The sequence below is a fragment of the Arenibacter sp. P308M17 genome (assembly GCF_003426735.1).
GTDB lineage: Bacteria > Bacteroidota > Bacteroidia > Flavobacteriales > Flavobacteriaceae > Arenibacter.
In genome coordinates this window covers 363,417-378,867 of sequence record NZ_QVON01000003.1, presented here as the reverse complement: position 1 = coordinate 378,867, position 15,451 = coordinate 363,417, and the positions used below count along the sequence as shown (strand labels likewise).

13 protein-coding genes are annotated in these 15,451 nt (G+C 42.4%); 4 read left to right on the top strand and 9 right to left on the bottom strand.

The genetic code is table 11. The features are described 5' to 3' along the window. Positions 1 to 23 precede the first annotated feature (23 nt). Positions 24 to 647, top strand: a complete 624-nt coding sequence (locus D0S24_RS09510) for a thioredoxin family protein (RefSeq protein WP_117019640.1) — start codon at positions 24 to 26, stop codon at positions 645 to 647. Here D0S24_RS09510 and D0S24_RS09505 read toward each other — a convergent pair. The 7 genes from D0S24_RS09505 to D0S24_RS09475 form a co-directional block, all read right to left on the bottom strand. After that, positions 630 to 1,361: a hypothetical protein gene (locus D0S24_RS09505; protein ID WP_117019639.1), complete on the bottom strand. Its 732-nt coding sequence runs from the start codon at positions 1,359 to 1,361 to the stop codon at positions 630 to 632. The two genes, D0S24_RS09510 and D0S24_RS09505, sit on opposite strands and share 18 nt — an antisense overlap. A 78-nt stretch (positions 1,362 to 1,439) precedes the next feature. After that, entirely contained in the window at positions 1,440 to 2,135 is a 696-nt protein-coding gene (gene truB / locus D0S24_RS09500) for a tRNA pseudouridine(55) synthase TruB (protein ID WP_117019638.1), read from the bottom strand. Beyond that, entirely contained in the window at positions 2,135 to 2,920 is a 786-nt protein-coding gene (gene uppP / locus D0S24_RS09495; protein WP_117019637.1) for an undecaprenyl-diphosphatase UppP, read from the bottom strand. The genes truB and uppP overlap by 1 nt, the downstream gene beginning before the upstream one ends. 3 nt (positions 2,921 to 2,923) lie before the next feature. Continuing rightward, positions 2,924 to 3,190, bottom strand: coding sequence for a DUF3098 domain-containing protein (locus D0S24_RS09490; RefSeq protein ID WP_117019636.1), 267 nt, complete (start codon positions 3,188 to 3,190; stop codon positions 2,924 to 2,926). A 9-nt stretch (positions 3,191 to 3,199) separates the two neighbouring features. Continuing rightward, positions 3,200 to 4,078 (bottom strand): ABC transporter permease, encoded by an 879-nt coding sequence (locus D0S24_RS09485; protein WP_117019635.1) that lies wholly within the window; start codon positions 4,076 to 4,078, stop codon positions 3,200 to 3,202. Between the two features lie 127 nt (positions 4,079 to 4,205). Beyond that, positions 4,206 to 6,083, bottom strand: coding sequence for a T9SS type B sorting domain-containing protein (locus D0S24_RS09480; RefSeq protein WP_117019634.1), 1,878 nt, complete (start codon positions 6,081 to 6,083; stop codon positions 4,206 to 4,208). 335 nt (positions 6,084 to 6,418) lie between these two features. Next, positions 6,419 to 7,804, bottom strand: a complete 1,386-nt coding sequence (locus D0S24_RS09475; RefSeq protein WP_181938064.1) for a T9SS type B sorting domain-containing protein — start codon at positions 7,802 to 7,804, stop codon at positions 6,419 to 6,421. A gap of 588 nt (positions 7,805 to 8,392) precedes the next feature. On the opposite strand from D0S24_RS09475, the gene D0S24_RS09470 reads away from it, so the two are divergent. The 3 genes from D0S24_RS09470 (at position 8,393) to D0S24_RS09460 (ending at position 14,289) form a co-directional block, all read left to right on the top strand. Next, positions 8,393 to 12,019, top strand: coding sequence for a DUF559 domain-containing protein (locus D0S24_RS09470; protein WP_117019632.1), 3,627 nt, complete (start codon positions 8,393 to 8,395; stop codon positions 12,017 to 12,019). A gap of 327 nt (positions 12,020 to 12,346) precedes the next feature. Further along, a complete protein-coding gene (gene ald / locus D0S24_RS09465) occupies positions 12,347 to 13,447 on the top strand; it encodes an alanine dehydrogenase (RefSeq protein ID WP_117019631.1) in 1,101 nt (366 codons plus the stop codon). A 146-nt stretch (positions 13,448 to 13,593) separates the two neighbouring features. Continuing rightward, positions 13,594 to 14,289 (top strand): zinc metallopeptidase, encoded by a 696-nt coding sequence (locus D0S24_RS09460; RefSeq protein WP_117019630.1) that lies wholly within the window; start codon positions 13,594 to 13,596, stop codon positions 14,287 to 14,289. Positions 14,290 to 14,471: 182 nt separating this feature from the next. Here the strand turns inward: D0S24_RS09460 and D0S24_RS09455 are convergent, their stop codons facing one another. Together D0S24_RS09455 and D0S24_RS09450 are read right to left on the bottom strand one after the other, a co-directional pair. Next, a complete protein-coding gene (locus tag D0S24_RS09455) occupies positions 14,472 to 14,984 on the bottom strand; it encodes a ferritin (RefSeq protein WP_117019875.1) in 513 nt (170 codons plus the stop codon). Positions 14,985 to 15,125: 141 nt separating this feature from the next. After that, positions 15,126 to 15,446, bottom strand: a complete 321-nt coding sequence (locus tag D0S24_RS09450; protein ID WP_117019629.1) for a hypothetical protein — start codon at positions 15,444 to 15,446, stop codon at positions 15,126 to 15,128. Positions 15,447 to 15,451: the final 5 nt, after the last annotated feature.

Below are 15,451 nucleotides of genomic sequence, written 5' to 3'. Positions count from 1 at the left end.
GGAATATCTAGGATTAATATTTTATGGAGCAAGTAGTAGGGAAAACTGAGCATGAGTTGGTCAGGGATGGTTTAAAGTCGTCCATGGATTATATGGAATACAGGTTATTGGTTTCCAATTTAGCTTTAGAGGGCAGGTCTACTGGATCTATAGAAAGTCAGGAACTGAGCTATTATACGCGTCTGAACGATCAACGAATGAAGCGTTTGGATAAGACCATTAAGATCAGTGCCGATTCCGAAGCCAAAATAAAAAAGGTTGTTAAGAAAATTATCTGGTTGGTGCTTACGGAAAGTTGGTGTGGAGATGCGGCCCAAACGCTACCAATAATGAATAAGATAGCGGCAATGAATACGAATATTTCGTTAAGAGTGGTATTGCGCGATGGGCATCCGGAGCTAATGGAGCAATTTTTATCCAATGGTACCATGGCCATTCCAAAACTGATTTCCCTTGATGGTACATCGGGCGAGGTTCTGGGGGAATGGGGTTCCCGACCCTCTATCGCTGCCAAAATGGTGCAGGACTATAAACATAAATATGGAAAGTTGACGGCAGAATTTAAACAGGACCTACAGCTCTGGTACAATAAGGATAAGGGGCAAAATACGGTGAACGATCTTTTATCTTTACTTTTCTTGAAATAGATAGGTAATGCTGCCCATTTGCTCCACCTTTTCTCCGGTATTGAATTTGGATTTTAAGGCATATTCAATGGCGTTGTCCACTAGACATCCATTGAGGGTACTGGAGCTTTTTTTGTTTACTTCGGCCTCTATGACCTTTCCCAACTGGTCTACCTTAATGTTAATGACAACCTTACCCCCTTCTATACAGGTGTAAATGGGTATGGGAAGGTTGGTATGCCTCCTATCTACCAGGGAGTAGGAAACAGAAGTCCGTCTCTCGGCCAAATTGTTGGTCAGGGTTTCTTTACTGGCCTCCTTTTCCCCCAAGATTTCCTGTTTTTCCCTTCTTCTTTTTGCTAATTCCTTTACCCTTGCGGCATATTCGGAGTCCGAGCTAAGAAAGTCCGTAGGGTCGTCACTGTTGGAGGATAGCTCTTGTTCTTCCAATATTTCCTCTAATGTTTTAAGGGGCTCGGGATTGCCATAACTTGGTTTGTTGGCCTCGTTATAGGCCATATGACTTTTAACGGGATCGGATTTGGCCATTTCCTCCATCTCCTTTAATTCTTCCTCGATTTGCTTCTCCATATCCTCCTCTTCCAACAGACTTAATTCAATATCATAATCCTCCCTTTCTTCACGTCCCAAGTGGATGTTGTATAGCCCTAGCACCACCAAGGCCATGGAAAAGAAGGTGATTAAGAAAGAAAGTTGTTTACGGTTTAAATTCATAGTGATATAACCACGTTTTATCAAAAATATTTCAAATTATCGACGAACGGTCAAGGTTACCACTTTTAATATCGAAATTTAGCTGTCGATTTGCAGTAATTTACCAAATTCCTCGGGGGTTAGAGCTTTATTTACGTTGTAATCCCCTATTTTGGTTCTTTTTAAGGAGGATAAGTGCGCTCCGGAATCCATGGCTTTTCCAAGATCATGGGCCAAAGACCTAATATAGGTGCCTTTGCTGCAGACCACCCTAAAGTGTATTAAAGGGAGTTCTACAGCGGTAATTTCAAATTCGGTAATCGTGACCTTTCTTTTTTTAATCTCCACTTCCTTGCCTTCCCTTGCGTATTCATAAAGTCTTTTGCCGTCTTTTTTCAGTGCCGAGAAAACAGGGGGAATTTGTTCAATATCCCCAATAAATTGGGCAGCGGTACTATGGATCAATTCCTTGGTGATATGGTCTATGGGAAAGTTTTCGTTTATTTCCGTTTCCAGATCGTAGGAAGGAGTGGTGCCGCCAAGGGTTATGGTACCGGTGTATTCTTTTTTCTGTCCCTGTATTTCGTTTATGGTCTTGGTAGATTTTCCTGTACAGATAAGTAATAATCCTGTTGCCAGGGGATCCAGGGTCCCGGCATGGCCTATCTTGATCTTTTTAAGCTGAAATTTCTTTCTGATTTTCCATTTCAAGGAATTAACGGCCTGGAAGGACGACCAACCAAACGGTTTGTCTATTAATAAAACCTGTCCCTCTAAAAAGTCTTCCTTTGTCATTATATTACCGTTAATGGGCGTATGAAATAATGTATGACGATAATTGCGATACCCACTATTATTCTATAGTAGCCAAAAATCTTAAAACCGTGCTTGCTTAAGTAGCCAATAAAGGTCTTAATGGCAAAGAGGGCCACTACAAAACCTACCACGTTTCCTATAATCAATAAATTTATTTGTTCGGAGGTAAGGGCGAAGCCGGCATAATAGTAGTCATAACTCTTTTTAAGGGTAGCCCCAAGCATAGTGGGCAAGGCTAGAAAGAATGAAAACTCCGCCGCGGCTGTCCGGGATAATTTTTGGGTCATGCCTCCAACAATACTGGCACCACTTCTGGAAACTCCAGGAATCATTGCCAAGCACTGGAAGAGGCCAATCTTAAAAGCCGTGGCATAGGAAATCTCGGTGTTTTCTGAATTTCCGAACCAGTCATCCACCTTTAAGAGGATAAACCCTCCTATGACCAGGGAAATGGCAACTATGAGCGGACTTTCCAGTAAGGCGTCGATTTGGTCACTTAAAAGGAGGCCGAAAACCACTGCCGGAATAAAAGCGATCAAAAGCTTATAATAAAAATCGATGCCTTGAAAAAATCGTTTAAAGTACAGCACCACAACTGAAAGAATGGTGCCCAATTGGATAACGATCGTAAATAGTTTGGTAAAATCTTCCTGAGCAATACCAAAGAAGGAAGATGTTATAATCATGTGTCCAGTTGAAGAAACCGGCAAATACTCGGTAATACCTTCAATAATGGCAAGAACAATAGCCTCAAATATGTCCAAAATTTATTTCTTCTTATGCGGATTCAACAGAATGGCGTACACTTCTATCCCCAGCCCGATCAATACCAAAGTTGGGGCAAGGCGTATTCTTCTAAAATTATAGATTTCAGGATTAAAGACATTGGGATCGTCACTGCCTCCACCGCTCATAAGAATAAACCCTAGGCTTATAAAAGCCAGACCAACAAACATAAAAAGATAATTTTTTTTCTGAAAAATAAATTCCTGATCAGGCTTTTGTGATTGATTGTTTTTTTGTTTTTTACCCATACCGCAAAGTTAATAATATAAATCGTCTGTTCTAAGATTTAAGAAACGTTGTGTTGCAAAAAATGTGCTTATCAATGAAATCAGGACCCCTAAAAAAAAGACACTTGCAAAAAGAATTATGAGAATTGCAGGTTCCTGAAATAGGTTAAGTTCCGGAAAATTTATATTTACATAATATATTACAAAGCCCAATGCAATTAAGGCCAGGACCGCACCAAGGATCCCTAGTTTTATGTTGGTCCAGATAAAAGGTCGGCGGATAAAAGTTTTGGTAGCCCCAACCATCTGCATGGTTTTTATGATAAAGCGCTTGGAGTAAATGGATAGTCGGATGGAACTGTTGATCAACAGTACGGCGATAAAGGTAAAAATACCACTGGCTACCAAAATCCAGAAACTTATTTTTTTTACGTTGTCGTTCAAAAGGGTAATCAGCGGTTTGTCGTAGCTCACTTCCTCAATATAGTCCCGGCTCGAAATTTCCTCTGCTATTTCGGCAATCTTCTCAGTAGAAACATAATCGGCCTTAAGTTGTACGTCTATGGAATTCTTAAGGGGGTTATACCCCAGGAAATCCAAGAAATTTTCCCCAATTTCCTCGCTGTGTTGTTCTGCCGCCTGTTCTTTGGAAACGTAGGTGGCCTTTTTGGTGTATTCGGCCATGGCCAAACTTTTTTGCAATTGGTCCACCTCCACTTCTTTGGCATTGTCCTTAAGGAAGACGGATATGGTGATCTGTTCCTTAAAATGATCGGCCAGTTTTTTGGTGTTCAGCACCAAAAGTCCCAAGATGCCCAATAAAAAAAGTACCAATCCAATACTTAGGACCACTGAAAAATAGGAGGAGATAAGCTTTCTTTTTTGAAAACGTTCAAAAGATGTACTCATAGTTGAAAATCAATATGTAAAAATAGGAAAGTAAATTGAATTAGAACTAGCTGAGACATGTTTGATGGTTATTTAGGTTTGTTTTGGCGATGGAAAGGGGTACTTATTGGTCCATTTTCTGTCAAAACTATCTTTTAAGGGAAAAATGCCCTTTTTTAAAGGTATCGTTTATAGTTATATGATACCAGTAGTCGGAGGCCGGCAAGGCTGTTCCATTAAAGGTTCCGTCCCAGTTGAACGGGCTGTTTTGGGAGGTCTTGATAAGTTGGCCATAGCGGTCGAACAAACTCATTTTTGAAAAATTAAATTTTTCCAGAACCTTAATTTCAAATATATCGTTCACGCCATCTCCATTGGGAGTAAAAAATTTGGGGATTACGAGATGGATATAATCCAAAGTAGCTATGCCACAATTGTTCCGTTCCCGGACATATAGCGTATATGAGCCTCCTTCTACCTTATTAAATAGGTTTTCACTTTGGTAACTATATCCATCCAACGAGTATTCAAAGTTTCCGTTGTTTTCGGTAAATATGGAGAGCGTGTGTTCTTCGGAAACGGCAGATCGGATTTTAGGGGAGTCGATTTGATTCAGGCCAATTGTTTTCAGGGCGGTGCATCCGTTGGCATTGGTCACTTTTACCGTATAGATCCCAGGGTTGGTTACATTGATATTGGCCGTGGTTTCGCCAGTATTCCACTCATAATCAACATTACTTATGCCTGCGGATAGGGCAATGGTCGTATTTTCACAGAAACTTAGGGTTTCATCACTTACATCCGGCAGATCGTATATAGTTATGTTAATTGCCGTTCGTTGATCGGCATAGCAATCAGCCAAGGTAGATATGGCCTCGGCGTAATAGGTACCGGATGTTAGGGAGCTGTAGGTGGTGCTGTTGGATAGCAAAAGTTGGCCACCAATGGGGGCATCGTACCAATTTACCCGGATGTTTTCCGGTACGGAGACCGATAATGCCCTGTTCTGGTCCCTACAGCTTGCAATATTGCCATTGCTTTGTGGGGGAGCGGGTTGGGGAACTATCAAAACCTCGTAAACGTCGGAAATGGTACTGCATAGAGAATTGGCCAGATTAATGGCATCTTCGGCCATTTTAACCCTAAAATAGGTGGAACTGGTCAAAACTCCAGAGGTATAGGTAGGGTTGGTCTGCCCTGAAAGATCCGTCCAATTTATACTATCGGTACTCTGTTGCCATTGAAAGGCATGGGTTTTGTAAATGGAAAAGTCCGGGGTGGCCGTAAGTTGTACACTGCTTGCGGGATCTGTTTCACACTGTGTAAGATTGGATCTATTTTGGGCATCGGTGAGTTCAATATAATCGCCACAAGTTTTAAATACGATGTCATCTATGGCAAGATCATTGCCACAGCCGCCAACGCCGTTGTTCAACATTTTCAGGATTACCGAAGTCTGAGCTGGCAAAGTTTGGAATACCAGGCCGTACTGACGCCAAATGGGAGTTGCCGTTCCGTGAATGTTTCCGGTGTCGCCCGATGCCAATAAGTTGGTTTCCGTATCATCCCAAATTTGAAATTTAACATTTATGGGGATTCCATTTCCGCTACATCCCGAGGCCGGCAATAAATTAATGAGCCAGGATGAAAATTCGTAGGAAGTGTTTTCGCAAAGCCCTGATACCTCGCGTCTGAAAAATTCTCCGGAGGTGTAATCAGCATTGACAATAAAAGACTTTCCTTGGGTGTCGTTTTGGGTGTGGTCCGTAATATTGTGCCAATTGTAAAAAGGGGTGGCATTGGAGATCGTATAACTACCGTCTGATGGGGATCCACCTACATATTGGTAGGAAGTACTTCCACTGGCCAAAGGGGGGCCGTATAAAAGCCCTTCGCCAAAGGTTTCCGTAAAGATGGGCTCACCGGTATTTCCGGAGCAAAATCCAAATTGGGCCTTTGTGCCGGTTGTGCCAAGGAGACAGAAAAGTTGTATTGGCGCAATAATCCGCCATAATATTTTGATCACGTTTTAAAGATATATATTTTGAGGTAATAAAGAACAAAGGAAAGACCATTGGTAAATATTGACGATTACCTATGCGTTGGTGTTGGCAGTCGCCGCAGGTTAATGTATAATATCTTTTTGCTTTCATGGATTAAACTTATTTTTTGCCCAGTGTAAAATGAATGAAGCGGGTACCCTTAGTAGGGCGGATTTAAAGACAAACAATTTAGAATGACTTACGATTTCAGGAAGATTGAAGAAAAGGGGCGGAGGCTCCTTTCCTAACGAATTGGAAGCTGTATTTTGGTCCAGCGGTTTCATTTGCCCCCTTGGCGGCCTCTTGTTTTTACTAGAAATTATCTTTTTAAAGCGAAATGACCTTTTTTTATATTGTTGTTAACTTTAAATTGAAACCAATAATCAGAGGCGGGAAGCGCCTGCCCTTTATAACTACCATCCCATTCGAAAGGATTGTTCATGGTGGTTTTTAAAAGGTTGCCATAGCGGTCGAAAATACTTAATTGTACCGGTTTTAAATTTTCGGCCCCGCTAATTTTGAAAGTATCATGTATACCATCCCCATTGGGAGTGAAAAATTTGGGGATTATCAAATGAACATAAGGGAGATTTGTTGTGCCACAGTGGTTTTTCTCACGGGCAAAGAGGGTATATAATCCGCCCTCAGTATTGGTAAACTCATTATCGTCTTGGTAATTATAACCATCTAGGGAATATTCAAAATCCCCATTATTATCCATGAGTATAATAAGGGTGTATTCCTCCGAAATGGCTGTTTTTATTTTAGGCGCTTCAATTTGATTTAGGGTAATCGTTTTCGTAGTAGAACAACCGTTGCCATTGGTCAGTGTAACTGTATAAATTCCAGGAGTACTAACAATAATATTGGAGGTAGTTTCGCCGGTACTCCACTCATAGTCAACATTGTCTGTATCTGAGGACAAGGTGATGGTCGTATTTTCACAGAAACTCAGGGTTTCATCTATTGGTTTAGGGGGGGGGTCGTGTATAATAATGGATACAGGTGTCCTTTGGCTGGAGGAACACCCCAATATGGAATCGGGATCGTGAACGGAGGAGCCAGGGACAGGCGGCCCCAAAGGCGCGGGCAAAGCCCGAGCTTCAGCATAATAGGTGCCCGATGTTAGAGCCAAAAGAGTGGAACTGTTGGCCAGCAACAGATTACCGCCTGTGGGTTCGTCATACCAATCCACTGTTAAATCGTCATACCATTCCACTTCTTCATCAATGCTTACAGATAGCACCCTGTTTTCTGCCCTACAAGATTCTATATTTCCAAGGCTTAGAGGGGGCTCGGGCTGGGGTACGTCAAAAATCTCGTACACTTGGTAATCCACAGTACATAGAGGGTCCAAGAAACCCTCATCGATTAATATCCACCTATAAAAACGATAATTGGTCGTCGACGATGGAATAATATATTGACTCCAGGCTCCTGGTTCTGCACCCATAACATCAGCTGAACCCATAATTATCCCTCCAGTGTCTTCTCTAAGAATTACTTCTGCACTGTCTTCCCAATCTTTACCATCAATACTTTGCTGCCATTTGTAAACGTATTTAGCATTTTTAGGAGGCAAAGGAAGTGCATGAAGCCTTATACTGGTAGGAGTGGATGTTTCACAGTGGGGAAAACTAGTATTGTTGAGTTCATCGGCCACTTGAGTCCCAATGTAGCAATCCTGGGCAGTAGTATTCACCATTTTTGGGATTGTTATTATGTGCTCCTTATGTGGGGAATATGCGAGTGTGTGTGGATAAATACTGCCAGGGCTGTTTTCGGTGCCATCCCATACCGAATATAGGGGTAGGCCGGTATGTATTGCGCCAAACCTAAATTCTCCATGAACAAAATTGCTGAAAAAGCAAACAACTAAAAGGCATATAGTAAATAGTCGTCCTGAGAAATGGTTCATAAATGAAAGATAAATATTTTGTGCCAAATGTGCAATATGTACAGTTGGCAGGTCATTTTACAGCACTTAATTCCCCTAGGCTTGCCTGCCCGTTCAGGCGGCCCTTGTAATGTAACATATTTTTCGGAAACATACCTTGTACCCTTGGACCTAGGGTATTGAATAGATTTTTTTTAGGTTGTAACAACAGCTGGAAAGGATGTTGTTGCAGCTCCTTGGAGCAATTTTCAATTTACATATTTTCACCATTATAATTTAGATCTTAGACCCTATTGTGATAGTTCATTTCATAGATTAAACTTATTTTTGCGCTACATTAATAATAAATGCACGTGTGTGCAGTAGGTACACTGGATTAAAATACGAGAGATTAGAATGACTTACGATTTCAGGAAGATTGAAGAAAAGTGGCAGCAATTTTGGGCGGAAAACCAAACTTTTAAGGCGGATAACGATTCCCAAAAAGAAAAGTTTTATGTACTGGATATGTTTCCCTATCCTTCCGGTGCCGGTTTGCACGTAGGGCATCCTTTGGGCTATATTGCCAGTGATATTTATGCGCGCTACAAAAGGCATAAGGGGTTTAATGTATTGCATCCTATGGGGTACGATTCCTTTGGCCTGCCTGCGGAGCAATATGCCATTCAGACTGGGCAGCATCCAGCCATTACCACGGAAACCAATATCAACAGGTATAGGGAACAGTTGGATAAAATTGGATTTTCTTTCGATTGGAGCAGGGAAGTGCGTACCTCCGATCCCAACTATTATAAATGGACACAGTGGATCTTTATCCAACTTTTTAATTCCTGGTACAATAAGGATGCCGATAGGGCGGAAGATATTTCCAGGTTGATCGCTATTTTTGAAAAAGAGGGCAACCAAAGTGTAAATGCGGTTTGTGATGAAGATGTTGCGCTATTTTCAGCGGCCGATTGGCAGGCCTTTACGGCAAAGCAACAACAGGAAGTGTTGTTGCAATATAGGTTAACATATTTGGCGGAGACCGAAGTAAATTGGTGTCCGGCCCTTGGAACCGTTTTGGCCAACGACGAGATTGTCAACGGGGTTTCGGAACGAGGGGGGCATCCTGTTATCCGCAAAAAAATGACGCAGTGGAGCATGCGGATCTCTGCCTATGCCCAGCGGTTGTTGGACGATCTGGCCATGGTAGATTGGCCCCAACCCTTAAAGGATTCCCAAACCAATTGGATAGGCAGGTCCGAAGGGGCGGAAGTGACGTTTAGGGTCCTCCCCCTAGCCCCTCCCCAAGGAGGGGGAACGACTTCTGATCTTAATAGGGATTCGTCTTCACCGAAATTTCATACTGCCGATTCGGATATTTATGGAGTTCTATTGGAAAGGGCCAAAGATATGCGCAAGAACCCCACCAAGGCAGAAGCTAAGCTATGGGAGGCCCTAAGAAATAGAAATCTGGATTCAAAATTTAGAATACAACATCCAATTTCTAGGTATATAGTAGATTTTGTTTGCTTGGAAAAAGAATTGATCGTGGAGGTGGATGGAGAAATTCACCAATATCAGTTGAACGAGGATGCGGAAAGGCAATTGTTGTTGGAGCAGAAAAAGGGGTATACCGTTATCAGATTTACCAATGATGAAGTTCTTAATGATATTGATGAGGTAGTTTATAAAATTGAGACGGCACTAAACTCCCCCTCCTTGGGAGGGGGCAGGGGGGAGGTCAATTCGCAAGCCCAGGAAATTTCGGTATTCACCACCCGGCCCGATACCATTTTTGGGGTAAGTTTTATGACCCTGGCCCCGGAGCACGAATTGGTGTCCAAAATAACCACTTCCGGCCAAAAGGAGGAAGTAGAGGCTTATATTGCGGCTACGGCCAAACGCAGTGAGCGCGATCGTATGGCCGATGTAAAGACCATAACGGGAGCCTTTACGGGAGCTTACGCAGAACACCCGTTCAGCAAGGAGCCCATTCCAATTTGGATAGGGGATTATGTGTTGGCCGGATATGGTACCGGGGCGGTAATGTCCGTTCCCTGTGGGGATCAACGCGATTACGACTTTGCAAAGCATTTTAATATTCCCATTCCCAATATATTTGAGGGAGTGGATATTTCCGAATTGGCCTTTGCCGATAAGGAAAAGACGGTTATCGCCAATTCCGACTTCTTGAACGGACTCCCCTATAAGGAAGCCGTTAAGCGTGTCATTTCCGAATTGGAACAATTGGGACAGGGAAAAGGCAAGATCAATTACAGGTTGCGGGATGCCGTATTTAGTCGACAACGCTATTGGGGAGAACCCTTTCCAGTATATTATGTGGACGGGATGCCCCAAATGATTAGTGCCGAACATTTGCCCATTATACTGCCCGAGGTGGAGAAATACCTGCCTACGGAAACCGGGGAACCGCCCTTGGGCAATGCCACGATCTGGGCCTGGGACGTTGGGAAGTCGGCAGTAGTCAGTAATCAGTTAATTGATGATGTAACCGTATTTCCCTTGGAACTGAACACCATGCCCGGTTGGGCGGGGAGTTCGTATTACTTCAACCGTTATATGGATCCCCATAATGAAAAGGAAATTTTTTCTAAGGAGGCGATGGACTATTGGCAGGATGTGGATCTCTACATTGGGGGTAGCGAGCATGCCACCGGACATTTGCTGTATTCCCGTTTTTGGCAGAAGTTCCTGTTCGATAAGGGAGTGGTGCCCAAACCCGAGTTTGCCAAAAAACTCATCAACCAGGGAATGATTACGGGGACCAGTGCTTTTGTTTATAGAGTCGATTTTGAAGCAAGTTGGTCATTAAACAAGAAAATTAAAGAACCTTCTCTAACCAAACCCATGTATGTTTCTTATGATTGTTTTAAGGAAATAGATGATTTATATAAATTTATTTTATCTTCTGAAATATCAGCTCAGGATAAAAATATTTTTGCTAACGGCAATGGGTTCACAAAAGGATTGGCAAGTGTAATTGAGGACACAGTTTTTTATAATTTACTTGATGGAGGTAAAAAAGATACTTTGAAAATCTTTATGAGGTTGTTTGAATATGTCCAGAATGATATTCGTACTCAAAATGTTGGAGCAATTGTACACGGGCTTAAATTTTCACCAATCCATGTAAAAGTTCAATACGTTAATGCTTCAGATGAATTGGATATTGAAGAATTAAAAAGAGATAGTGAATTTGGAGAAGAATACAAAGATGCCATTTTTATAGGAGAGAAGGGGGAAGTCCTCCCTTTTGGGGAGGATTTAGGAGGGGCCTTCAAAGTCTCTCGCGAAGTAGAAAAAATGTCCAAGTCCAAATACAATGTGGTAAGTCCGGATGCTATCTGCGAGGAATACGGGGCGGATAGTCTGCGATTGTATGAGATGTTCCTAGGGCCTTTGGAGCAATCCAAACCTTGGAATACGGCTGGGATTACCGGAACACATGGTTTCTTAAAGAAATTATGGCGTTTGTACCATTCCGGGCGGGAGGGCCAGTTTAAAGTGGATAATTCCCCCCTTGAGGGGGGCGAGGGGGGTGTTGCCGAACCATTGAAAGAAAGTCTGAAAACCCTACACAGGACTATTAAAAAAGTAGAGGAAGATATAGAGAATTTCTCCTTTAATACCTCTGTATCTACCTTTATGATTGCCGTAAATGAATTGTCTGCCCAAAAATGTACCAGCAGGGCCATTTTGGAACCCTTGGCCGTATTGGTCTCTCCCTATGCGCCCCATATAGCCGAGGAACTTTGGAGTAAATTGGGACATACGACCTCCATTGCAAACGCTCCCTTCCCCAAGTTTGAAGGGAAGTATTTGGTAGAGAGCAGTAAGGAGTACCCTATTTCCTTCAATGGGAAGGTGCGCTTTAAAGTGGAATTGCCGGCAGATCTATCCAAAGAGGAAATAGAGGCCGCCGTCATGGCCCATGACAAAACACAGGAACAGTTACAGGGCCGTACCCCTAAGAAGGTGATTGTGGTTCCCGGAAAGATCGTCAATATAGTGGGTTAAAACGATTGTCCCAAGACTTCCGTTGCTTTTGGGGAATAGTTTGGATTTAAGTCCAAATGGTGTTTGGTGTCCGGTCAGGCCCAAACCTAAGGGTCATATATTTGGTCCCTTGACATTTTCCTGCCTTGCAAAAATTCTTTTTTACCTACGGCATACTTCATACAGCTAATAAATGGTAGTACACTGAAGTGAAAAACGTAATAATGAATGTTTCTGCCCTTCATTTGGGGGATTTTCTTATATTTATTTGTTCCATTTTTGGAGTTCTTATCATCATGTAGCCCGGAAGAGGTGTTTTTTTGTATTAGGTCTAAAATAGCATTGAAAATGAAAGTCGGGATTCCAAAAGAAATCGCAAATAACGAGAGTAGGGTGGGCATGACGCCTGCCGGGGTTTTTGAACTAGTGAGAAATAACCATACGGTATACGTGCAGACCGGTGCCGGGGATGGCAGTGGGTTTTCAAATGCCGATTATCAACAGGTAGGTGCCATTGTTCTGGATACCATTGGTCAGGTCTATGCCATGAGCGAACTGATCGTTAAGGTAAAGGAACCTATAAAGGAGGAGTATGGCCTTGTTCAAAGGGGGCAGGTAGTAATTACCTATTTTCATTTTGCCTCCAATGAAGTCCTTACCGAAGCCATGATGCATCGTAAGGCTATTTGTATTGCCTATGAAACCGTAGAGGATGAAGACGGGACATTGCCATTGCTAACGCCCATGTCCGAAGTTGCGGGCAGAATGGCCATTCAACAAGGGGCCAAATACTTGGAAAAACCCGCAAAGGGCCGGGGAGTGCTATTGGGAGGGGTACCTGGGGTGGCGCCTGGAAGGGTGCTGGTACTTGGGGCAGGTGTCGTAGGGATTCAAGCTGCTAAAATGGCAGCCGGACTAGGGGCCCATGTTACTATTTTGGATATCAATATGAAACGGCTTCGCCATGTAAACGACGTAATGCCTAGCCATGTAGTGACCGAATTTTCAAATGAATACAATATAAGGAAACACATCAGGGACCATGATCTAATTGTTGGGGGTATCCTGGTAAAGGGGGCCAAAACCCCTAAGATCATTACTCGCGATATGCTTAAGGATATGCGTCCAGGGAGTGTAATCGTAGATGTTGCCGTAGACCAGGGAGGATGTGTGGAGACCACAAGGCCCACTACGCACGAGAATCCCGTATATATTGTAGAGGATGTGGTGCATTACTGTGTTACCAATATGCCAGGGGCAGTGCCGTATACTTCTACCATGGCTTTGACCAATGTAACTTTGCCCTACGTGTTGAAATTGGCCAATTTAGGTTGGGAAGAGGCCTGCCAATTGGACGCATCCCTACACAAGGGGCTCAGTATAGTTAAGGGAAAAGTGGTCTCTAAGGCGATTTTGGAAGCTTTTAAATGGGAATCTATTGATCTTTAGAAAGTACATTTTGTCATATATCCGAACCAGATATAATTTGGCGGGGTTTTTGCTTGGGTAGAAAAGAAAGAATTACCTGATATTTAGAAGGATAAAACTTAAACAGTTTCTTAGTATATTGGATTAATTTTAAAAAGAGAATTGTTATGATGATGTATTATATATTGCTAGGTGCCATAGCTCTGGTAAGTTGGTTGGTCAGTAATAAATTAAAGAGCAAATTTAAGCACTATTCCAAGGTGCATTTGCGTAACGGGATGAGCGGTGCCGAGATTGCCGAAAAAATGTTGGCAGACCATGGAATAAGGGATGTAAAGGTTATTTCTACACCGGGAATGCTTACGGACCACTACAATCCGGTAAATAAAACGGTAAATTTAAGTGAAGGGGTATACAATCAAAGAAATGCTTCGGCAGCAGCCGTTGCGGCCCACGAATGTGGACATGCCGTACAACATGCTACGGCCTATGAATGGTTGACCCTGCGTTCCAAATTGGTACCGGTGGTAAGTGTAACCTCAGGAATGTCCATGTGGGTGGTCTTCGGCGGTATTATGCTGGGGGCAGCAGCAGGAGTTGGCCTGGGATATTGGGTGGCCGTGGCAGGTCTGATCATGATGGGACTTGCTACCTTGTTCAGTTTTATTACCCTACCGGTAGAATACGATGCCAGTAACCGCGCCTTGGCTTGGTTAAAGAACAAAAACATGGTGAGCCAAGAAGAATACAAAGGATCTGAGGATGCATTAAAATGGGCTGCCCGTACTTATTTGGTTGCGGCCATAGGGTCTTTGGCCACCTTGGTCTATTGGGCCATGCAAGTTTTGGGAAATAGGGATTAACCAAGCACGGGGAATAAAGAAAATAAAAAGGGAGATGTACGTACATCTCCCTTTTTTTATGATTGGAATGTTCCATGCCGCTATATTTTAAAGCGTCATGGCCTAGTTTAATCTAAATAATTCCCTGAAGTCTGTTTAAAGGATAGTCTGTTTCAAGAAATTTTTATTTTTTTGCCTAGTGTCTATTCGGTCTTAATGCGCTCGTCGATAAATTTAAGGGCTATTCCGTCCCTTCCCATAACATCAAAAAGGTCCAATATATCCCTAAAGGTTTTCTCTTCCTCCAATTGCTCGTTAATAAACCATTGAAGGAAATTCTCCACCAGATAGTCCTGATCTTTCCTGGCAACGGATAATATGTTATAGATAGACTTGGTAACCTTAATTTCCTGATCCAGGGCGGTTTCGAAAACTTCTTCCAAATGGGAAAAATCGTGGTTGATCTGGTCTACCTGTGGAGAAATGGAAATTCCCCCGCAATCCGCCACAAATTTGAATATTTTCATCATATGCTCCCTTTCCTCCTCTGCTTGTTGATAAAAGAATTCCGCACTGTTTAAAAAGGCATGTTGTTCGCACCAGGAAGCCATGGCCAAATAAGAGGCCGATGCATGGGCTTCCATTTTTATTTGACTGTTCAGCAGATCCATTGTACTGACCTTAATGCTCATTCTTTGTCTGGCTATATCTTTCATGGTATAATTTTTATGGTTAAACTTGGATCGCATCCTAAAATGGACGTATCCTTTAGATAGATATAAAGATACTAAATAGGGGGGGCAATTAATAATTGGCCAACTAATTTATAATTGGTCTAAGTTCAATTATACATGGAATTATGAAGTAATCATAGGTATTTCGGAAGATATGCCCAAAAGGGCAAAGCTATGCTGTACAAGATCCATAAGGTCCAAAATTTCAAAGGTGTTCAAGAGAAATAAATGCTCCTTGTTGCAGAGCATTAAGACTTCAAAGCCATGTTTGTTCATGTCGGAATCAAAATGGTCCTCAATAGAAATGGAATGTACTTTTTGACGCAGGGCAAGTAATTGGCAAAAAGATAATTTAACCGTCTTTTGTCCGAAATCTATATAAAAACACCGATCAACATCGGATTGATATAGGGTATAGAATTTTGAACTGAAAACTGTGGTCATAAGGG